The sequence below is a fragment of the Paraburkholderia caffeinilytica genome (genome assembly GCF_046030355.1).
In the GTDB taxonomy this organism is placed as follows: Bacteria; Pseudomonadota; Gammaproteobacteria; order Burkholderiales; family Burkholderiaceae; genus Paraburkholderia; species Paraburkholderia caffeinilytica_B.
This window is the reverse complement of record NZ_JAQQCQ010000006.1, coordinates 256394-276706: the sequence shown is the minus strand read 5'-3', so window position 1 is coordinate 276706 and position 20313 is coordinate 256394. Positions and strand designations below refer to the sequence as shown.

The window sequence follows — 20313 nt, the reverse complement described above, 5'->3', positions numbered from 1 at the left end:
TCAATGTCCGTCCTTGCCCGAACCATTACCAGCGGAGCCGCCACCTTGCGGATCATGCGGATGGTGCTGGTTGTAGTGTGCGAGCGCCTCATCCGGGTCTTCCTTCTCACCGCCGAATTTCGCGCGGATCACGACGAAGAACATCGGGATCATGAAAATCGCGAGGAAGGTCGCCGTCAACATCCCGCCGATCACGCCCGTACCAATGGCGTGCTGGCTGGCCGAACCCGCACCGTTACTGATCGCGAGCGGCATCACGCCGAGAATGAACGCGAGCGACGTCATCAGAATCGGACGCAACCGCAGACGCGCGGCTTCGAGCGCGGCCTCGATCGGCCCCATCCCTTCACCCTGCTGCAACTCGCGGGCGAATTCCACGATCAGAATCGCGTTCTTCGCCGACAGCCCCACCGTGGTCAGCAGACCCACCTGGAAGAACACGTCGTTCTCGAGCCCGCGCAGCGTAGCGGCCAGCAGTGCGCCGATCACGCCGAGCGGCACCACCATGATCACCGAGAACGGGATCGACCAGCTTTCATACAGCGCCGCGAGACAGAGGAACACGACGAGGATCGAGATGCCGTACAGAATCGGCGCCTGCGAACCGGACTGGCGTTCCTGCAACGACAAGCCCGTCCATTCGTAGCCGATACCCGCCGGCAGCTTCGCCACGAGTGCTTCCATGGCGGTCATCGCCTGACCGGTCGACTTGCCCGGTGCCGCCGCGCCCTGGATTTCCACTGCCGAGATACCGTTGTAGCGCTCGAGCTTCGGCGATCCGTAGGACCACGTACCGCTCGCGAACGATGAGAACGGCACCATGCCACCCGCCGTATTACGCACGTACCAGGCGTTCAGGTCTTCCGGTTTCATCCGGAACGGTGCGTCACCTTGCAGATACACCTTCTTGATCCGGCCGTCCGTATCGAGGAAGTTGTTCACGTACTGCGACGCCCATGCGATCGAGAACGTCTGGTCGATCACCGACAGCGACACGCCGAGCGCGGAAGCCTTCTCGTGATCGATGTTCACCGTGAACTGCGGCGTATCGTTCAGGCCGTTCGGACGCACCTGAGCCAGCGTCGGATCTTTCGCGGCCATGCCCAGCAGCATGTTGCGAGCCTGCATCAGCTTCTCGTGGCCAATCCCGGCGCGATCCTGCAACTCGAAGTCGAAGCCGGCGGCCGTGCCGAGTTCAGGAATCGACGGCGGATTCACCGGATACACCAGCGCGTTCTTGTAGCCCGAGAAATGCATGAAGAGACGGCCAACCAGCGCCTGCACCTTCTGATCCGAATGCTGACGCTCCGCGTAATCCTTCATCCGCACGAACACGAGACCAGCGTTCTGACCGCGGCCGGCGAAACTGAAGCCGTTCACGGTGAAGGTCGATTCGACAATGCTCTTCTCGCCGTTGAGCAGGTAGTCGGAGACGTCCTTCAGCGCGCGCGCCGTGGTTTCCTGCGTCGAGCCGGACGGCGTCTGCACCAGCACGAACATCGTGCCCTGGTCTTCGTCAGGCAGGAACGACTTCGGCAACTTCACGAACAGCAGGCCCACCGCGAAGATCACCACCATGTAGATGATCAGCCAACGGCCCGAGCGCTTGATCACGTGGTGAACACCCGAGTGATACTTGTCGCGGCTCTTGTTGAACGTGCGGTTGAACCAGCCGAAGAAACCGGTGGTTCTTTCCTGATGGCCCTTTTCGATCGGCTTGAGAATCGTCGCGCACAGCGCCGGCGTCAGAATCAACGCGACCAGCACGGACAGCACCATTGCCGCCACGATCGTCAGCGAGAACTGCCGGTAAATCGCGCCGACCGAACCACCCGAGAACGCCACCGGCACAAACACCGCCGAGAGCACGAGCGCCACGCCGATCAGCGCGCCGGTAATCTGGTCCATCGCCTTGCGGGTCGCATCTCGAGGCGATAAGCCCTCCTCCTGCATCACCCGCTCGACGTTTTCCACCACCACGATCGCATCGTCCACCAGCAGGCCGATCGCCAGCACGAGCCCGAACATGGACAGCGTGTTGATCGAGAAGCCCACCAGACCCATGACCGCGAACGTGCCCAGCAGCACCACCGGCACCGCGATCGTCGGGATCAGCGTGGCGCGCAGGTTCTGCAGGAACAGGTACATGACCAGGAACACCAGCACGATACCTTCGAGCAGCGTCTTGACCACTTCTTCGATCGACAGGCGCACGAACGGCGTGGTGTCGTACGGATACTGCACGACGAGGCCATGCGGGAAGTACTTCGACAGTTCCGCGACCTTCGTGCGCACCGCCTTGGCCGTAGCCAGTGCGTTAGCACCCGTGGCGAGCTGAATACCGAAACCTGCCGTCGGCTGACCGTTGTACTTGGTGTCGAAGTTGTAGTTTTCGCCACCGAGCTCGATGCGCGCCACGTCCTTGATGCGGACCTGCGAGCCATCCGGATTCACCTTGAGCAGCACGTTGCCGAACTGTTCAGGCGTATTCAGCAGCGTGGCTTCCGTGATGGTCGCCTGCAGCACCTGCCCCGGCACCGACGGCGTGCCGCCGAGCGAACCGCCCGCGACCTGCACGTTCTGGTTGGTCAGCGCGGTCTGCACGTCCACCGGCGTGAGGCCGAAGTTGGTCAGCTTGTTCGCGTCCAGCCAGATCCGCATGGCGTACTGCGAGCCGAACAGCGTCACCGTACCCACACCGTCGATCCGGCTGACCGGATCCTGAATGTTCGACGCGACGTAGTTGGCGAGGTCGTACTTGTTCATGCTGCCGTCTTCGGACACGAACGCCATCACCAGCAAGAAGCTGCTGCTCGACTTCGTGACCTTGGTGCCCAACTGCTGCACGGCTTGCGGCAACAGCGGCGTGGCGAGCTGCAGCTTGTTCTGCACCTGCACCTGCGCGATGTCAGGATTGGTGCCGGCTGCGAACGTCAGCGTGATGGTTGCCGTACCCGAGTCGTCCGAAGTGGACGACAGATACAGCAAGTGGTCGAGACCACTCATCTGCTGCTCGATCACCTGCGTGACGGTGTTTTCCACCGTTTTCGCCGATGCGCCCGGGTACGTTGCACTGATCTGCACGGCCGGCGGCGCGATGGTCGGGTATTGCGCGATCGGCAACGTAAAGACCGACGCGATACCCGCGAGCATCAGAATAATGGCGATCACCCATGCAAAAATTGGGCGATCAATAAAGAACTTTGCCATGAGGCGGGCTCCCTGTTATTACGCGCCCGATGCAGCAGAAGCGGGTTGAGCCGTCTGCGTCGCACCGCTGGCGGCCGGCGCACCCTGAGCAGATGCGTCGGAAGCGGGTGTGGCGGGAAGTTGCGCGGCAACGGCCTTGACCTCTTGCCCCGGATGCGCCTTGTCGGTGCCCTGGACAATCACGCGGTCGCCGGCCTTCAGGCCGCTTTCCACCACCCAGTTCGAACCGTACGTGCCCGAGGTGACGAGCTGACGCAACGCGACCTTGTTGTCGTCGCCGACCACCAGTGCGGTCGGCTGACCCTTCTGGTCGTGCGTCACGCCGACTTGCGGCACGACGAGCGCGTTGTCGTTCACGCCTTCCTCGATCCTCGCGCGCACAAACATGCCCGGCAGCAGCACCTTGTCCGTGTTCTTGAAGATTGCGCGAACCGTCACCGAGCCCGTGCTCTGGTCGACCGTTACGTCGGTGAACTGCAGCTTGCCCTTTTCGGAATAGGTGCGGCCGTCTTCGAGAATCAGCGAGACCTTGGCGGCGTCCGGGCCGCTCGTCTTCAGGCGCCCTTCCTGCACGTCGCGGCGCAGCTTCAGACCGTCGAGGCTGGATTGCGTCAGATCCACGTAGACCGGATCGAGTTGCTGGACCGTTGCCAGCAGCGTCGCGGCGCTCGCCTGCACGTACGCGCCCGGCGTGACTTGCGATACGCCGATCTGGCCGGTCACCGGCGAGGTCACGTCGGTGTAGCCGAGATTGATCTGCGCCGTGTCCACCGCGGCCTTGCCGGCGGCGACGTCAGCCGCGGCCTGGCCTTCTGCGGCCACCGCGTTGTCGTAGTCCTGCTTGCTGACCGCGTTGGCGGCAACCAGCACCTTGTAGCGGTTGGCTTGCGCCGTGGTCGACGCGAGGTTGGCCTGGGCTTTCGCCAGCGTTGCCTTCGCGTTGTTCAAGGTCGCGATGTAAGGCGCCGGATCGATCTTGTACAGACGCTGACCGGCCTTGACCTCACCGCCTTCCGTGAATTCGCGGCGCAGCACGATGCCGTCGACCCGTGCACGCACTTGCGCGACGAGGAAGGCACTGGTGCGGCCCGGCAATTCGGTAACGACGGGCACAGCCGTCGGCTGAACGGTGACGACGCCAACTTCGGGCGTTTGTTGCGGCGGGGCAGATTGTTTTGGTCCGCACGCTGCCAGCAATACGGCAGCCGTCGCGGCACTGATTAAGCGGAATGGAACCCGTTCGACGCGCATGGAGCGACCTCTGTCAAAGACTGAGAATGAAAAAGTGCGCGCATCCCTACCCCGGGGACGACAGCGCACACATGCGTCTTGCGACGCGTGACCGGAAGCCCGTGGATGCAAACCGCACCTGCAGGGGCATCCTGAGCGAAATGCGCCATACCGGGAAAATGCCGCACGGCGCCGCCCGTCGGGGCACGGCGCAAGAGCGTTTTGAAAGGCAACAGTGACGGATATTAACCGGTCGTCACGGCTTGGGCTATCCGATCGTGGGATGCTATTATATATACATTCATGAATGCATGTAAAAGTGCGTTTACATCTTTGCGGGCAGGGGGTCTGCAAGATCGCTTCGTAAATTGCTTAACAGCAGACAGATTGTCATCGAGCGTACTTAAAAGCGCCCGGGAAAACCCCCACAATCAGGGCAGGTCACGGCAATATGGTCAGAAGAACCAAAGAAGAGGCGCAGGAGACGCGCAACAGCATTCTCGACGCGGCCGAACGGGTTTTCTTCGAGAAAGGCGTGTCGCGCACGTCGCTCGCCGACATTGCGCAGGCCGCCGGCGTCACGCGCGGCGCCATCTATTGGCATTTCGCGCACAAAAGCGATCTGTTTACCGAAATGTTCGACCGCGTGCTGCTCCCGCTCGACGAACTCAAGGCCGCCTCGCAAGACCCCAATGAGCCCGACCCGCTTGGGCGCCTGATGGAAATCTGCACGGTCTGCCTGCGCGACACCGCCAACGACCCGCGCCGCCGGCGGGTGTTCGACATTCTGTTTCTGAAGTGTGAGCTGGTCCAGGAGATGGGACCGGTGATGATCCGCTATCAGACCAACATGCGCGAAGGGCTGGGGAAGATCGAAGGCGGTCTGCGCAATGCGATCTCCAAAGCGCAGTTGCCGCCCGATCTCGACACGAAGATGGCCGCGGCGATGGTCCACGCGTTCGTCAGCGGCTCGCTGCGCGACATGCTGTTCCTGCCGGATGCGACAGACTTTGGCAAGCACGCGGAGCAGATGGTCGCCGGGATGTTCGATGCCTTGCTGCTGAGTCCGGCGTTGCGCACCGGGAATCGGACGGCGCCGGCCGCCCGCTCACCCGACCAGACTGGCTAGATACTTAAGCGGCGATAATTACGCGGCGACCCCGCGCGCACGCGCCTTCTGACTCGACGTGTAGATATTGCCGCGCTCGAGCGCCGGGCCGCCCTGCACCGCCGCAATCCACTGTTCCGTACTCGCCACCGCCGCGAAGTTCGACTGCAAGACCACGCTGAAAACCCGGTGAATCTCCTCTGCGCTCGCAAAGCCCGCGCTGTTCTCGTAGGGCAGCGAGCCGGTTGCGTCGTGCAGAAATTCGACGGCAAGCCCGGCATGCCACGCGTGGTTGATCGTCGACGCGTCGCAGTTATGCGTCATGTAACCGACGACCGTCAGCGTGTCGACCTGCTGCGCGGCCAGCCAGTCGGCGAGATCAGTACCGGCAAAGGCGCTCGCCAGCGACTTCTCAATATAGTGATCGTGTTCCCGCTCGCCCACCACCGGATGCAGCGCGGCGCCTTCGCTGCCGCGCGCAAACACCGGCGAGCCGGCCGACGAGAAATGTTGCACGACCACCACCGGCACGCCGGCAGCGCGCGCCGCGTCCATCGCGCGGCCGATGTTGGCCAGCGAGGTTCGCACATCCGGGTATTCGATCGGCAGATCGCCCGTCACATATTCGTTCTGCACGTCGATCACGATCAGCGCACGGCGCGGTGTAGTCATGGCAAGACTCCTGTGAGATAAGGCTCGCGCTGCGTGGCCCGGGGCGGGCGCTGTATGGACAGCGGCGATGACTGCATTGTTCGTCAGCCGCCTTTTCGCCGACAGCGACCCGAATGACAATATTCGCTAGAATCGGGCCATGTTGGATCATCGTTGAATTTCATAGGACGACGGCATCGGATGGCGACTCCCACTTCCTCCACTGCGGAGCGCGGCGACGCGCCCCGCCACATCGTCGCGGTGGTCGCGTTCGACGGCATCAGCCCATTCCATCTTTCGGTGCCGTGCGTGGTGTTCGGCGAGGAGCGCAGCGGCGCCGGCTTGCCCGAATTCGACTTTCGCGTCTGCGCCGCCGAGCGCGGCGCCTTGACCACCACGGCCGGTTTCTCGATTGCCGTTACGCATGGGCTGGACGCGCTCGCCGACGCGCACACGATCATCGTGCCGAGCTGGCGAGATCCGAACGAGACGCCGCCCGACGCCCTGCTCGACGCCGTGCGCGCCGCCCATGCTCGCGGCGCCCAACTGGTCGGGCTGTGCCTCGGCGCATTCGTGCTGGCCGCCGCCGGCATTCTCGACGACCGGCCGGCGTCGACTCACTGGGCTTGGGCGGACGACTTCGCGCGCCGCTATCCGCGCGTGCGGCTCGATCCGGACGTGCTCTATGTCGACGACGGCAACGTGCTGACCTCGGCCGGCACCGCTGCCGGCCTCGACTGCTGCCTGCATGTCCTGCGCAAGATGTGCGGCGCGCAAGCGGCGAACTATGTCGCGCGCCGGCTGGTAGTGCCGCCGCATCGGCAGGGCAATCAGGCGCAATACATTCAGCAGCCGGTCGCGCCGAACGTCCGCGGCGACCGCCTGTCCTGTCTGCTCGAATGGGTGAGCGGGAATCTGGATGCGCCGCATACGCTCGACACGCTCGCCGAGCGCGCGCTGATGAGCCGCCGTACCTTTACGCGGCGCTTCCGGCTCGCCACCGGCACGACCGTTAGCGCATGGCTGCTGGCGCAGCGGCTCGCCCGCGCGCAGCAACTGCTGGAAAGCACGGATGAGTCCGTGGAAGCGATCGCGGGAATTGCGGGATTCGGTTCGACTGCCTCGCTACGGCAGCATTTCGCGGAAGCGTTCCGCACCTCGCCATCCGCGTGGAGGCGGGAGTTTCGCGGCGTGTGAACGCGGATGAAGCGATCAGAACGGATCAGTCACGGATCAAGCGCTCAGGGACCGCAAATGCCGCATGGCCAACGGCGTTTCGTAGTAACCACCGGAATTTCGTAGTCGCGCCGACACGACAGCGGTGGGCCAAGAGAGGCCAAGCCAGTCCGTTACTGTTCGCTAATCCAGCGCGCCACATATAACAGCAGCGCCACCAGAAAAATCATCACCGCCCACGCCCAGTTCGGCACTACATGCGGACTGGGCTCGCGATGCGAAACCCCATGCGACATACCGTGGCCCCCCCCATGCGACGCGCTCGCCGCCCGCCCGGTCAGCGCATTGCCGTGCTCCACGCGCGTACGCCGGGCGATGCCGCCGAGCGTGATCGGCCGCAGAAACACATGCTGCCGACGCCCAGCCGAACTGCGAGCGCGGTTCGGCCCTTGCCCATGCTTCGCGCGAACGACCGCGCCGAACTCGTCGAAAAAATCGTCGGCCAGTTGATGCAACGCGTTTTCCAACTGGCGCGTAGGCAGTTCGGCGAGCGGCCCGGACGCGGTCGCCCAGATCGTGTAGTCGATCCGCGTGCCCCGCTCCCGACCCACGCCATGCGAGCCGTCCTCAGCGCGCAACCTCACTTCGATCTGTCCGCGCAACGAACCGATGCCCTCGGCGCGCGCCTTGAAGTTGATGGTACGGCGCTGCGCGTCCGCCGGTCCGGAATCCTGGCCGGCTATGTGGGCGCGCGCCTCGTAACGGGCGCGCAACGGCCCAAGCGGCACGGTCATGATGAGCGCATATTCGCCATGGCCAAGCCGCGTGAACGACTCGCAGTTATCGAGGCTGGCACGCAACAAGGCGAGGTCCTGCAATGCGTCCCAAACGTCGGACGGCGCAAGCGGAATCCGTAACGCGTCGTTCAGTTCCATGACAGCCTCCCCGATGAACGCGCGACAGCCGGTCAGGATGTCTGATCGATGCGGTCGACGCGCGATGCGTAAAACGCGAGATACCCTTTTATCCGTACCGCCGGCTCGAGCGGCGTCTCATAGCTCCAGACAGCATTTTCGATCAGACCGTCTTCGGTGCGCAGATGGTAGTACGAGGCATCGCCCTTGAACGGGCAGTGCGAAGTATGGGTGGACCGTTCGAGGCGCGCCATGTTGACGTCGCCGCGCGGAAAATAGAATACGTCCGGCAAGCCGGTTTCGGTGAGCGTCAAGCCGGCCTGAGTGTCGGCCATTGTCACGCCGCCGTGAATCACACGCACCCGATGGTTGTTACCGCTGATGGCGATGGTGTGCCCGCCCGTGCCGGGGCCTCCGTGAGGTGTCAAGGCATCGCTCATGTCCCGGCTCCGTGATGGTGTACAACCCGGGTGTTCAACCCGGGTGTGCAACTCGGCGTACGGTCGTACAAACAAAAAGCCACGGGGTACGCCCGTGGCTTCATTATCGACCAAACTTCATCCGATTGCGCGGCCTTCCTAATAGTGCCGGCGTGTCGTGCCCGGCGCCGCTCAGAGAAGCGAGCCGCTTATTGCGCGCTCATTGCGTATTCCAGTAGAACGCGGCCTTGGCGGTGCCCTTGGCCGGAATCGTCACCGCCTTGGTTTGATCGTTGTCCTTGTATTGCGCGTGCACGGTATAGCGGCCAGGGCGCAGCTTGACCAGCATGTACGGTCCACGCGAGGTGGCGGTCAGCACATTGCCGTCGTGGGCATCGACGATTCGCACGTGGATGTCGGCGAGGAAATCGGAGCCGGGGCCGGTGAAGCGCATCGACAGCGGCCACTGGCTTTGCGCGTGCTGCAATGCTTTCGATTCGTCGAGACCGACGCCGCCCGACACGAAGGAGACGTCGCCCTGCTGCTGGATTTGCGGCAGGCCGCCGCCGTTGGCGTTGCCCGCGCTGCTTTGGTCGGTGGTCGTGCCACCGGTTACGTCACTCGCCTGCGCATACGCGCCGCCCGCCAGACCGAGCGTCAGCGCCGCGCATACCGCGGCGGCTACGATCCTTCGCTGCTTGCGTTGGGTTTTCATCAGTTCTCTCCTTCTTAAGGTCCTTGTCGTCCGGGAGTCCCTCGGAGGATCCAGATCGACAACGCAGACGCAACCTGCGTGCCAGCCGTCAGTCGGTATCGTATGGAAACCGCTGCTGCGCCATGCCACGCGGCGTAGAGCGCCCTGCTTCACAGCGTTGACTCAAGGCTTTAAGTACGGCTTTGAGACAGACAAAAATGCCGGTCCGTCGGCAGAAAGTGCAAGGACCGGCAAGCATTGCTTCAATGAATGTGTGGACCGGTCAACCCGGCACGTCGCCTGTGCTTTCCGTCTGACTAGTCCGCCCACACTCAGCCGAGATCGACCGGCACGAAAATCTGCGCGTTATCCCGCTGGATCAGCAATGCGATGCTATTACCCGCGCCGGCGATCATCTGCTTCAACTGATCGACGCTCGTGACTGGTCGGCCGTTGACCGCCAGGATCACGTCGCCCGGCTGGATGCCGGCATTTTCAGCCGCGCCACCCGATTGCTGCACCAGCAGACCGTGCGACACCGACGCACCGCTCTTCTCTTCCGGCGTCAGCGGCCGCACCGCCACACCGAGACGGCCTTGCAACTGGGTCGGCTGATCGGCTTTATCCGAGGCCACCTTGGCATCCGACAACGACCCGATCGTCACCTTCAGGTCTTTGGTGGTCTTGTCGCGCCACACTTGCACGGTGGCCGAGCTGCCCGGCGCCAGACCCGCGACCTGCGACGGCAGATCCGACGAATCGCCGACCGGCTCGCCATTCACCGACAGGATCACGTCGCCCGGTTGCAGCCCGCCCTTGGCGGCCGGGCCGCCCGGATCGACCGAGCTGACGAGCGCGCCTTGCGGCTTTTGCATGCCGAACGAATCGGCCAGCGTCTGGTTCATACCCTGCACCGCGACGCCGAGACGTCCGCGGCTCACATGGCCGGTCTTGACGAGGTCGTCCTTGACCTTGATCGCTTCATTGATCGGGATCGCGAACGAAAGGCCCTGGAAGCCGCCCGTCTGCGAATAGATCATCGAGTTGATGCCGATCACTTCGCCTTGCAGATTGAACAGCGGTCCACCCGAGTTGCCCGGATTCACCGGCACGTCCGTCTGGATGAACGGCGTGTAGTTTTCGTTCGGCAGCGAGCGCGACTTCGCGCTGATGATGCCCGAGGTCACCGTGTTGTCGAAACCGTACGGCGAGCCGATCGCGACCACCCACTGGCCGACCTTGCTCTGACGCGGATCGCCGATCTTCACGGTCGGCAGGCTGCTGGCGTCGATCTTCAGCACGGCGACGTCGGACTGCTTGTCGGCGCCGACCACTTTCGCCTTGAATTCACGCTTGTCGGTGAGCTTCACGGTGACGACGTTCGCGCCGTCCACCACGTGGGCGTTGGTCAGGATGTAGCCGTCGCTGCTGACGATGAATCCCGAACCGAGGCTCGCGCTCGGCTGATCGGGCGCATCGCCGCCGTCGCCGCCTTGCATGCCCGGCATGCCGCCGAAGAAGTGCTTATAGAACTGGTAGAACGGATCGCTCGGGTCGATCGGCAACTGGTTGCCGCCGCCGACGCCATTACCGCCGTTGCCGCGCAATGCCGCCTGCTTGACCACGTGCTTCGCGCTGATGTTGACCACAGCCGGGCCGTAGGTTTCGACGAGACCTGAGAAATCGGGCACGCCGGTTTTCGCGGCGGCTTCGGCAGGCATCATCGCGGCCTGCGCCGGTGTGATCACCTGCGGCGCGGGCACGTCGCGATGCCCCGCCACATAGCCGGCGGACAGCGCCACGGCGACAGCCACTGCAACAGCGCTGCGGGACAAGGTTTTCGCGTTCATCGTGTACTCCTGACTGGGAGAAAGAGGCTTTGGAATGAGATGAAGCGTACGTGGCATCGCTTAAAAGAGTCTTAAGCAGCGCCAGATCGCATCAAGCCTACGTTTTAAGCTTGTTTAAGCCCCGCTTAAGCCATGTTTGAGCCACTTTACGAACCGAAAGCCTCATAGTCAGAAACGCACTTCGACCTGCAAACCACCCGCTTGCGATTCGTCGAGCTTCACCGTCGCATGGTGCTGGGTAGCGATGCGGCGCACGATCGCAAGACCGAGACCGCTGCCCGCCACATCGGTGCGCGCGCGGTTCACACCGGCGCCGGCCCGGTAGAAGCGATCAAATACGCGATCGCGTTCGGCCGGCTCGATGCCCGGCCCGCTGTCCGCAATCCGCACCACCGGACGCCCTGCTTCGACATGCAGACTGACGTCGACCCGGCCGCCGCGCGGCGTGTATTTGGTCGCGTTATCAACGAGGTTGTTGAACATGACGCGCAGCGCGTCGGCGTCGCCCGTCACCGTGGCCGGTTCGCTCGCCTCGATCCCGAGATCGACGCCGCGATTCTGCGCAAGCGGCGCATATGCCACCACACAGTCCTGCAGCAGCGCGTGCAGATCGATCGCGTTCGTCGCGGCGACGCCATCCGGCTCCGAACGCGCGAGCGCCAGCAATTGCTCGGCGAGACGCGTGGCGCGCGTAACACCCGCTTGCAGATCAGCCAGCGCTTCGCTGCGCGTGGTGTCGTCTTTCGCGCGAGCCACCAGTTGCGACTGGATCTGCACGGCGGCAAGCGGCGTGCGCAATTCGTGCGCGGCATCGGCGACGAATGCTTTCTGAATATCGAGCGCGGTGGCGAGCCGTTCGAGCAGGCCGTTCAATGCCCGCACGAGCGGTTGTACTTCGAGCGGCAGACGCTGATCGGGCAAGGGATCGAGCGCCTCGGGGTGACGTGCGTCGAGCGCGCTGGTCACGCGCCGCAATGGCCGCAGCCCGCGCCCGACCACCACCCACACCGCCACGCCCAACAAAGGCAACAGCACGATCAACGGCCACAACGTCCGCAACGCCACATTTGCCGCCAGCCGGTTGCGCACCGAAACCGGCTGCGCCAGCTGCACGACGTTATCGCCGACGATCGCGCCATACACCCGCCAATCGCCGCGTTCCGTGTGCTCGGTCGAAAAGCCGAGTTCGGCGCGCGGCGCAAGCGGCGCACGCGGGCGCGAGTAGTACATCAGCACGCCATTGCGGTTCCAGATTTGCAGCACGATGCCTTCGTCGCCGGTGTCGCGCGAACCGAGCACTTGCGAGAACGGCTCTGACGGCAGTGCCGCGGCGATCTGCTCCAACTGGTAATCGAATAATTCGTTGGCTTCGGCAAGTGCTTGCCGGTAGATCAGCCAACCCGCAATGCCGACGCCGAGCAACACCAGCGCCAGCAGCCAGAACAGCAATTGACGGCGAATCGAACGCATCGGCTCAGGCGTCCTTGGCGATCATGTAGCCCAGACCGCGCACGTTGCGAATCAGGTCCGCGCCGAGCTTCTTGCGCAGGGCGTGAATGTAGACCTCGACGGTGTTGCTGCCGATTTCCTCGCCCCAGCCATACATTTTTTCTTCGAGCTGGCTCTTCGAAAGCACCGCGCCGGGCCGCGCGATCAAGGCTTCGAGCAGGGCGAATTCACGCGCCGACAACGCGACCGGCGCGCCGTCGAGCGTGACCTGATGCGAGGCCGGATCGAGCGTCAGATTGCCATGGCGAATCGTCGAATCGCTGCGGCCCGACTGCCGGCGAATCAGCGCGCGCATACGGGCACCGAGTTCGTCGAGATCGAAAGGTTTGACGAGGTAGTCGTCCGCGCCGGCGTCGAGACCTTTGACGCGATCAGCGACCGCATCACGCGCCGTGACGATCAGCACCGGAATGGCGTGGCCTTTGGCGCGCAGCGTGCGCAGCACGTCGAGACCGTCGCGTTTGGGCAGGCCGAGATCGAGCAGCACCAGATCGTAAGGTTGGCTGGCCGCAGCGCTGAGCGCCGCTTCGCCGTCTTCCACCCAGTCGACCGCGAAGCCTTCACCGCGTAGCGCCTTACGCACGCCTTCGGCAATCATCCGGTCGTCTTCGACTAGCAATATGCGCATGGTTGGCACGGTCCCGAAACATTTGATGATGCCGCATTCTAGCGCCCCGCTCCCGGCATGCACGCCGCGGACGCTTTTTCACCGCAGCGTTGCGGCATGTCTCTACAATGGGCGCTTTGCGTCGCGCCGCGGTGTTCTGCGCGTCACGCGATGCTTCGACACACTCTGGATGCCGCGCGCCACCGCGCCCCGAAATCTTGCTTCTTCGCCTGTCCATGACGCACGTTTTTTTGCCTGCCTTTTTGCCTTCTCTCGCGCGCCGTGTGGCGCTGCGTCCGCTGTCTTCTTCCCCCGCAGATGCCTTGCCTCGCCGGTTCGCCGCGCGTACGACGGCGCTGCTGCTCGCCTGCGCGGCGCTCGGCTGCGGCGCGGCGTTGCCGAGCGCCGCGCAGGCGCGCGTCAAGGCCACGCATCCGAGCGTCAACGTCACCACGGTGTTGCCACAGCCGGTGATGATCGGCCTGCAGCGCGCACACGTGCCCTTATCGTCGATCAGCGTGGTGGTCGAGAAAGTGGGCGATCGCACGCCGATCGTCGCGCTGAACGCCGGCAAGCCGATGATGCCCGCCTCGACGATGAAACTCGTCACCACCTACGCCGGCCTGTCGATCCTCGGTCCGGAATACCGCTGGCGCACGAGCGCCTACGCGGACGGCACGCTCGACGCCAACGGCGTGCTGCACGGCAATCTGTACATTCAGGGCACGGGCGATCCGAAACTCGTGCCCGAAGAACTGATCGACCTCGTGCAGAAGCTGCACAAGGCGGGCATCAACGGCATCGACGGCGCGCTGGTGCTCGACAAGCGCTACTTCGACACGTCCACGCGCGATCTGCCGCCGTTCGACGACGACACCACCGCGCCGTACAACGTCGGCCCCGATCCGCTGCTGTACGCCTTCAAATCGCTGTCGTTCACGCTGACGCCTTCCCCGGACGGCAACGTCGCCATCGACGTGCTGCCCGCGCTCTCGCAGTTGCAGATCGACAATCAGATGCACGCGATCAACGGCCCATGCCGCGGCGAGGCCGTCACGCCCACCGTGACGCCGCAGCCGAACGGCACCGTGGTGGCGTCGTTTGACGGCGACTACCCGGTGCGCTGCGGCCCACGCACGATCAACGTCGCGGTACTCGATCATTCCGCGTTCTTCGCGGGCGGCTTCCTCGCCCTGTGGCAGCAAACCGGCGGCACGTTCAGCGGCGCGACCCGTGAAGGTCCGGTGCCGGTCGGCGCGCGCCTCGTCGCCACACACCAGGGGCCGATGCTCGCCGACATCGTGCGCGACATCAACAAGTTCAGTAACAACACGATGGCGCGCAACCTGTTCCTGACGATCGGCGCAACGGAAGAAAAACCGCCCGCCACGCCCGCGAAATCGGCGCGCGCCATCGAGGCGTTTCTGCGCCGCGACAGCATCGACATGCAATACCTGACGCTCGACAACGGCTCGGGCCTGTCCCGCGACGAGCACGTTACCGCGCTCTCGCTCGCCGATCTGCTGCAGCGGGCCAATGCGAGCCCGGTCGCCCAGGTGTTCGTGGAATCGCTGCCGATTGCGGGTGTCGACGGCACGATGCGCAACCGCTTGACCAACCAGGGCGCGGGCGGCAACGCGCACATCAAGACCGGCACCCTGCGCGACGTGCGGGCAATCGCCGGTTACGTGGCTTCGGCGGATGGCAACAGCTATGTGGTGGTGAGCCTGATCAACGACCCGCATTCGGAGGCCGCGCGCGCCGCGCACGACGCCTTGCTCGAATGGGTCTACCAGGGACCGTCCCAGGGATTCACGAAGGTCTCCGACCCCGTCGCCGAACCGCGCGGCAGCAAGCCCAGGAAAAACCCGCACAAGCGCGGCGCCCATTGAGGATTCCTTCTATAGAACCCACGCGCCGCAACGCGCCCAAGCGTGTACGCTGTCGGGCAGTGTTTGAGGCGCGCGTAAAACGTAACGCATAGCGCACGAGCCGCGCAACCGTTACGGCCGCGTGGCCCAATCAAACGATAACGACAACGTCCGCTGCGGCAAGCGCAGCGGCCAGGGACCACGGAGGAAGACACAATGCAATTCGATGCCGAATTGCTGCTGCTCGCCATGGCGCCAGTCTTTCTCGCATGCATTGGCTGGGAGGCGTGGCACCTGCGGCGCACGCGCCCCGCTGCGCAGATCTATAGCTGGCGCGATACGTTCTGCAACGCCGCGCTCGCACTGATGCAGCAAGCCGCCGACAAACTCGCGTGGCTCGCGATCATCCCCGTCTATGCTTTTTTCTACGATCACTATCGCGTCTATACCTGGCAGGCGAGCTGGGTGTCGTTCGTCGTGCTGTTCGTTGCTCAGGATCTGCTCTATTACTGGTTTCACCGGTGCAGCCACCGTGTGCGCTGGCTATGGGCCGCGCATGTCGTGCATCACTCGTCGGAACGAATGAATTTTTCGACCGCATTCCGGCAGAGCCTGATGTATCCGATCGCCGGCATGTGGCTGTTCTGGATTCCGCTCGCCGTGCTCGGCTTTCCGCCGAAGCAGATCGTCGCGATCGTGCTGATCAACCTGGGCTTCCAGTTTTTCGTGCACACCCAGGCAATCGGCAAACTTGGCTGGCTCGAATACGTGTTCAATACGCCGTCGATCCACCGCGTGCATCACGCGCGCAACGACCGCTATATCGACCGCAACTATGCCGGCGTCCTGGTGATCTGGGATCGCCTGTTCGGCAGCTACGTCGAGGAAGATCCGCACGATGCGCCGGTGTATGGCATCGTCGAACCGCTGCACACCTATAACCCGCTGAAAGCGACGTTTCACGAATGGGCGTCGATGGCCGCCGATTTCGTGAGCGTGCGAGGCTGGCGCAACAAGTTGCGCGCGTTGTTCGCACCGCCCGCATGGGCCGCGGATTATCACGCGCGCCGCGCCGCCGGCCACGGCGCGAGTGCCCATGCCGTGCCATCCAGCGGGGATACGCGCATTGAAGAAAACCATACGACCGCGTTTCAAACACCGCGCAGGCCGTAGAAGATTCTGTAAGCTGTCGTCATGCCGCCGACGCGGTGGGCGATGCCTGCAATACATGGCATAGAGCCACACATACGAGGAGATGTAGTCAACATGAAACAAACAGCATCGAAGAAACGCAATTTCGTCCGCGTCACGCAAATCGCCATCGCCAGTGCGGCATTTGCATGGCTCGCGGCTTGCGGGGGCGGCGGCAGCGATAACAACAGTTCGAGCAGCAATACGCCGGCGGGCGGCGTGAAATTGCAGGTCGTGTCGTTCGGCGACAGCCTGTCGGATGTCGGCACGTACGCGCCGGTGATTCAGTCGAGCTTCGGCGGCGGCCGCTTCACGACCAACCCGGGCGAAGTGTGGACCCAGAAGGTCGCGGAATACTACGGCGGCACGTTGACCGCCGCATATGTGGGCGGCTTCGGTCAACCGCTGGTCGCAACGGGCGGGTTTGGCTATGCGCAAGGCGGCTCGGACGTCGTGAACGCCCAGGGCGAAGGTTGGGCACCGAACAACATGGCGGCGACGACCGTGCCGGTGGTGACCCAGGTGGCAAACTACCTGGGCGCGCATACGAGCTTCAACTCGAACCAGCTCGTGCTGGTGAACGGCGGCGCGAACGACATCTTCCAGTTCGCAGGGACCACCGCCAATCTGACGGCGCTCGCCACCGCGCTGCAGACGCAATACCCGCTGCTCGTGCAGGCCGGCAAACTGCCGAACTCGCAGGCAGGCCAGGTACAGTTTATCGCCGGCTACCTGCAACAGCTGGCCGACCCGCAGATCGCGACGGCCGCCGCGCAGCTCGCCGCGCAAGTCCAGACCATCGTCAACTCGGGTGCGACCCACGTGGTGGTGTCGACGGTGCCTGACATCGGCAATACGCCGCAAGGTGTTCAAGCCGACGCAGCCTCGCCGGGCGCGGCCGCACTCCTGTCGGGGATTACCGCCGCGTATAACGGCATCCTGGTCCAGAGCCTGACGGGCCTCGGCCTGCTGGGTACGGGCAAGGTCATCGTGGCGGATGCGTTCACGTGGCTGGATCAGCAGTTGCCGAACTACCAGGCGCTGGGCTTCACGGTGTCCAACACCGGCACGGCATGTAATCTGACGTCGATGGTCGCTAACGCAACGGCGTACGCGACTGCCAATCCGGCCGCCACGAACGGCTTGACGCCGGCGCAATACGGCGCTCAGTTCGGGTCGTCGCTGTTCTGCTCCCCGCAGACCTACACGGTGGCCGGCGCGGACCAGACGTATATGTTCGCGGACCTGGTGCATCCGAGCACGCATACGCACGCATTGTTCGCGCAGTACGTTCAGCAGCAGATCGCCGCCTCGGGATTGGGGAAATAAGTTGAGGGCTGCCGCATAGCGGCAGCAGAATGCGCGTTCTGCAAACGCCCGGCTTGCTGGTCAAGCCGGGCGTTTTTTATTCTCTGCGCGGTGTTTCGGATCAGGTGCCAGCAGTGTCAGCGCGATGTGTTTTGTTGGCTTACGCGGCGCTGGTTATCTATTCGCCTGCTGCGTGCAACCTAGGCGCCACGCAGGAAAAAAGATCCAACCTCAAGCTTGCGCCTCAAAAGCCGCCGCGGCCCGGCCGAGCCGATCGTTCACAGCGATCCACTCGATCGTGTCCGGCAACTTCTCAATGAGAATCCGGCTCACGTCCGCGCGGTCGAGTGCCCTTAGCAGCCCATACAACTCGCGCGCATAAACGTGCGGATCTTCAGGCGCGGCAATGAAATGCACGCCCTCGGCATGAGCCCACTCCCCTGCGCGGGACGCACGCGCCACCAAGGCCACGCGTTCATCGCCCTGGCGCGCCAGGAGCAAAGCCTGCAATGCATCAAAAGGCAGCAAGGCCAATGGCGTGCGTGGTGCGTAGTGTGCCTTCAACGTCCCCGAAGCGCGCGGTGCCGTTGCATCCGAGCCGTCCGGCAGTCGCGGTGCTTCGCCGAGCACGTCGGCAATTTCCTGCGGCGTAACCCGCCCCGGCCTCAACAACGCCGGAAACCCGCGCGACAGATCCAGAATCGTGGATTCGATCCCCACATCCGATGCGCCGCCGTCCAGCACATGAATCGCGCTGCCAAATTCATCGCGCACGTGCTGCGCGGTGGTCGGACTAACGTGGCCAAAGCGATTCGCCGATGGCGCAGCCACGCCGCCATGCCCGCCGCGCAATGCGCTGAACGCCTCCAGCAAAGCTTGCGCAACCGGGTGGGAAGGACACCGCAAACCCACTGAATCCTGGCCACCGCTCACTGCGGCATTAATCCGCTCAGCACGCTTGAGGATCAACGTGAGCGGACCCGGCCAGAACGCATCGATCAAACGCTGAGCTTCCGTGGGCAAATGCTCGACCCAGTAGTTCGGATCGCCCTGCGGCGCCAGATGCACGATCACCGGGTGATTCGCCGGCCGCCCCTTCGCCGCGTAAATACGCGCGACCGCGTCCGGACTTTCGGCGTCGCCGCCGAGTCCGTACACCGTCTCCGTGGGGAACGCAACGAGGCCGCCCGCATCGAGCAGCGCGGCAGCGTGTTCGATCTGCTCAGCGCTCACAGGCAAGGCGCTCGTGGCGCCCCCGGCGGGTTTCTGTTGATCCGGCATGGTGCTCGTGTCAGCTCGTGATGATATGCAGGAGCCGCGCGCAATCGCGCGCCGACGTGCGAGCTTCTTCAAGCGTCGCCGCCGTGAAGTTCACGTGCCCCATCTTGCGGCCGCACCGTGCTTCTTCCTTGCCGTACAGATGCAAACGCGCTGCCGGCATCGCGGCGACTTCATGCCACGGCGGCGTGACCGCCGCGCCCTTCGGGCCGCCTGGGAACCAGACGTCGCCGAGGATGTTCAGCATCACCGCCGGCGAGTGCTGGCGCGTGTCGCCGAGCGGCATGCCGGTCATGGCGCGGACCTGCTGTTCGAACTGGCTGGTCGCGCAGGCGTCGACGGTGTAGTGGCCGGAGTTGTGCGGACGCGGTGCCATTTCGTTGGCAACCAGCGATCCGTCTTCGAGAATGAAGAACTCGACGCACAGCACGCCCACATAGCCGAGCTTGTCCGCGATTTGCAGCGCGGCCTGTTGCGCCTGCTCGACCAGCGTCGGGCTTGCATCCGGTGCGGGGACGATGGTGTGCGACAGCACGCCGTTGCGATGCGTGTTCTGCGCCAGCGGATACACCACTGACGCGCCGCTCGCCGCGCGCGCGATCAGCGCGGACACTTCGAACTTCAGCGGCAAGCGCTTTTCCAGCACGCATGGAACGCCTGCGAGCGACGCATGCGCCTCACGCACTTCCTCGGCGTTACGCACGCGGATCTGACCTTTGCCGTCGTAGCCCATGCGCGCCGTCTTGAGAATGCCGGGCAGCACGGCTTCGAGCTTCGCATCGGCGAGCGCGGCGAGCGCGTTCGACGACTCGATCACCACGTGCGGCGCCACCGTCACGCCTGACGACGCGATAAAACGCTTCTCGGCGATCCGGTCCTGCGCCACGGCGACGCAACGGCCGGCCGGGCTCACGAAGGTGGTCTTCGCAAGAAAATCGAGGCTCGCGGCCGGCACGTTCTCGAATTCGGTCGACACCGCCGCGCATAGCCGCGCGAGTTCGGTGAGCGACGCTTCGTCGTCGTAAGCCGCACGGATGTGACGGTCGGCAACCGTGCCCGCGGGACTGTTTTCGTCCGGGTCGAGCACGGCGACGCGATAGCCCATCGCCTGAGCGGCAAAGCAGAACATGCGGCCGAGCTGGCCGCCACCGACCATGCCAAGCCATGCGCCGGGCAGAATCGGTGAAACCGGTGTGTTGTCTGGGTTCATCTTAGTGGTCGGTCGCGACCGGATGCGTCTGCAAAACGTGCAATAGCGGCATCCGGCCGTGGGTCAGACATGGGGGACGTCTAAAAA

16 protein-coding genes are annotated in these 20313 nt (G+C 64.0%); 5 read left to right on the top strand and 11 right to left on the bottom strand.

Annotation, left to right across the window (positions count from 1 at the left end; genetic code table 11):
* The gene (locus tag PQQ95_RS12510) at positions 1-3210 is read right to left on the bottom strand and encodes an efflux RND transporter permease subunit (protein ID WP_408437685.1); all 3210 of its coding nucleotides are present in this window, start codon (positions 3208-3210) and stop codon (positions 1-3) included.
* An 18-nt stretch (positions 3211-3228) separates the two neighbouring features.
* Positions 3229-4461, bottom strand: a complete 1233-nt coding sequence (locus PQQ95_RS12505) for an efflux RND transporter periplasmic adaptor subunit (RefSeq protein WP_408437684.1) — start codon at positions 4459-4461, stop codon at positions 3229-3231.
* Positions 4462-4891: 430 nt separating this feature from the next.
* On the opposite strand from PQQ95_RS12505, the gene PQQ95_RS12500 reads away from it, so the two are divergent.
* Complete coding sequence (locus PQQ95_RS12500; protein ID WP_408437683.1) at positions 4892-5569, top strand: TetR family transcriptional regulator; 678 nt, start codon at positions 4892-4894, stop codon at positions 5567-5569.
* 18 nt (positions 5570-5587) lie between these two features.
* Here the strand turns inward: PQQ95_RS12500 and PQQ95_RS12495 are convergent, their stop codons facing one another.
* Entirely contained in the window at positions 5588-6220 is a 633-nt protein-coding gene (locus tag PQQ95_RS12495) for a cysteine hydrolase family protein (protein ID WP_408437682.1), read from the bottom strand.
* 180 nt (positions 6221-6400) lie between these two features.
* On the opposite strand from PQQ95_RS12495, the gene PQQ95_RS12490 reads away from it, so the two are divergent.
* Entirely contained in the window at positions 6401-7396 is a 996-nt protein-coding gene (locus PQQ95_RS12490) for a helix-turn-helix domain-containing protein (RefSeq protein WP_408437681.1), read from the top strand.
* Positions 7397-7548: 152 nt separating this feature from the next.
* On the opposite strand, the gene PQQ95_RS12485 is transcribed toward PQQ95_RS12490, so the two are convergent.
* The 6 genes from PQQ95_RS12485 to PQQ95_RS12460 all read right to left on the bottom strand — a co-directional run bounded on the left by PQQ95_RS12485 (position 7549) and on the right by PQQ95_RS12460 (position 13389).
* Positions 7549-8310 carry an SRPBCC family protein gene (locus tag PQQ95_RS12485; protein WP_408437680.1) on the bottom strand — a complete coding sequence of 254 codons (762 nt, stop codon included), beginning with the start codon at positions 8308-8310 and terminating at the stop codon, positions 7549-7551.
* 32 nt (positions 8311-8342) lie between these two features.
* On the bottom strand, positions 8343-8729 hold the full coding sequence (locus tag PQQ95_RS12480) for a DUF427 domain-containing protein (protein WP_408437679.1): 387 nt from the start codon (positions 8727-8729) through the stop codon (positions 8343-8345).
* A gap of 199 nt (positions 8730-8928) precedes the next feature.
* Entirely contained in the window at positions 8929-9423 is a 495-nt protein-coding gene (locus tag PQQ95_RS12475; protein WP_408437678.1) for a carboxypeptidase regulatory-like domain-containing protein, read from the bottom strand.
* A 311-nt stretch (positions 9424-9734) separates the two neighbouring features.
* Complete coding sequence (locus PQQ95_RS12470) at positions 9735-11252, bottom strand: DegQ family serine endoprotease (RefSeq protein ID WP_408437677.1); 1518 nt, start codon at positions 11250-11252, stop codon at positions 9735-9737.
* Positions 11253-11420: 168 nt separating this feature from the next.
* Positions 11421-12722, bottom strand: coding sequence for an ATP-binding protein (locus tag PQQ95_RS12465; RefSeq protein ID WP_408437676.1), 1302 nt, complete (start codon positions 12720-12722; stop codon positions 11421-11423).
* A 4-nt stretch (positions 12723-12726) separates the two neighbouring features.
* Positions 12727-13389, bottom strand: coding sequence for a response regulator (locus PQQ95_RS12460; RefSeq protein ID WP_408437675.1), 663 nt, complete (start codon positions 13387-13389; stop codon positions 12727-12729).
* A gap of 215 nt (positions 13390-13604) precedes the next feature.
* Here PQQ95_RS12460 and dacB point away from each other — a divergent pair, with 215 nt between their 5' ends.
* The 3 genes from dacB to PQQ95_RS12445 all read left to right on the top strand — a co-directional run bounded on the left by dacB (position 13605) and on the right by PQQ95_RS12445 (position 17759).
* Positions 13605-15260 carry a D-alanyl-D-alanine carboxypeptidase/D-alanyl-D-alanine endopeptidase gene (gene dacB / locus PQQ95_RS12455; RefSeq protein ID WP_408437674.1) on the top strand — a complete coding sequence of 552 codons (1656 nt, stop codon included), beginning with the start codon at positions 13605-13607 and terminating at the stop codon, positions 15258-15260.
* A gap of 195 nt (positions 15261-15455) precedes the next feature.
* Positions 15456-16412 carry a sterol desaturase family protein gene (locus PQQ95_RS12450; protein ID WP_408437673.1) on the top strand — a complete coding sequence of 319 codons (957 nt, stop codon included), beginning with the start codon at positions 15456-15458 and terminating at the stop codon, positions 16410-16412.
* Positions 16413-16505: 93 nt separating this feature from the next.
* Positions 16506-17759: an SGNH/GDSL hydrolase family protein gene (locus PQQ95_RS12445; RefSeq protein WP_408437672.1), complete on the top strand. Its 1254-nt coding sequence runs from the start codon at positions 16506-16508 to the stop codon at positions 17757-17759.
* 210 nt (positions 17760-17969) lie between these two features.
* On the opposite strand, the gene PQQ95_RS12440 is transcribed toward PQQ95_RS12445, so the two are convergent.
* Together PQQ95_RS12440 and PQQ95_RS12435 are read right to left on the bottom strand one after the other, a co-directional pair.
* Complete coding sequence (locus tag PQQ95_RS12440) at positions 17970-19019, bottom strand: L-threonylcarbamoyladenylate synthase (RefSeq protein ID WP_408437671.1); 1050 nt, start codon at positions 19017-19019, stop codon at positions 17970-17972.
* A 10-nt stretch (positions 19020-19029) separates the two neighbouring features.
* Positions 19030-20226, bottom strand: a complete 1197-nt coding sequence (locus PQQ95_RS12435; RefSeq protein ID WP_408437670.1) for a 5-(carboxyamino)imidazole ribonucleotide synthase — start codon at positions 20224-20226, stop codon at positions 19030-19032.
* Positions 20227-20313: the final 87 nt, after the last annotated feature.

Coding starts and splice junctions, on each gene's coding strand:
- PQQ95_RS12510 (WP_408437685.1), bottom strand. CDS start 3,210: ATGGCAAAGTTCTTTATTGATCGCCCAATTTTTGCATGGGTGATCGCC.
- PQQ95_RS12505 (WP_408437684.1), bottom strand. CDS start 4,461: ATGCGCGTCGAACGGGTTCCATTCCGCTTAATCAGTGCCGCGACGGCT.
- PQQ95_RS12500 (WP_408437683.1), top strand. CDS start 4,892: ATGGTCAGAAGAACCAAAGAAGAGGCGCAGGAGACGCGCAACAGCATT.
- PQQ95_RS12495 (WP_408437682.1), bottom strand. CDS start 6,220: ATGACTACACCGCGCCGTGCGCTGATCGTGATCGACGTGCAGAACGAA.
- PQQ95_RS12490 (WP_408437681.1), top strand. CDS start 6,401: ATGGCGACTCCCACTTCCTCCACTGCGGAGCGCGGCGACGCGCCCCGC.
- PQQ95_RS12485 (WP_408437680.1), bottom strand. CDS start 8,310: ATGGAACTGAACGACGCGTTACGGATTCCGCTTGCGCCGTCCGACGTT.
- PQQ95_RS12480 (WP_408437679.1), bottom strand. CDS start 8,729: ATGAGCGATGCCTTGACACCTCACGGAGGCCCCGGCACGGGCGGGCAC.
- PQQ95_RS12475 (WP_408437678.1), bottom strand. CDS start 9,423: ATGAAAACCCAACGCAAGCAGCGAAGGATCGTAGCCGCCGCGGTATGC.
- PQQ95_RS12470 (WP_408437677.1), bottom strand. CDS start 11,252: ATGAACGCGAAAACCTTGTCCCGCAGCGCTGTTGCAGTGGCTGTCGCC.
- PQQ95_RS12465 (WP_408437676.1), bottom strand. CDS start 12,722: ATGCGTTCGATTCGCCGTCAATTGCTGTTCTGGCTGCTGGCGCTGGTG.
- PQQ95_RS12460 (WP_408437675.1), bottom strand. CDS start 13,389: ATGCGCATATTGCTAGTCGAAGACGACCGGATGATTGCCGAAGGCGTG.
- dacB (WP_408437674.1), top strand. CDS start 13,605: ATGACGCACGTTTTTTTGCCTGCCTTTTTGCCTTCTCTCGCGCGCCGT.
- PQQ95_RS12450 (WP_408437673.1), top strand. CDS start 15,456: ATGCAATTCGATGCCGAATTGCTGCTGCTCGCCATGGCGCCAGTCTTT.
- PQQ95_RS12445 (WP_408437672.1), top strand. CDS start 16,506: ATGAAACAAACAGCATCGAAGAAACGCAATTTCGTCCGCGTCACGCAA.
- PQQ95_RS12440 (WP_408437671.1), bottom strand. CDS start 19,019: ATGCCGGATCAACAGAAACCCGCCGGGGGCGCCACGAGCGCCTTGCCT.
- PQQ95_RS12435 (WP_408437670.1), bottom strand. CDS start 20,226: ATGAACCCAGACAACACACCGGTTTCACCGATTCTGCCCGGCGCATGG.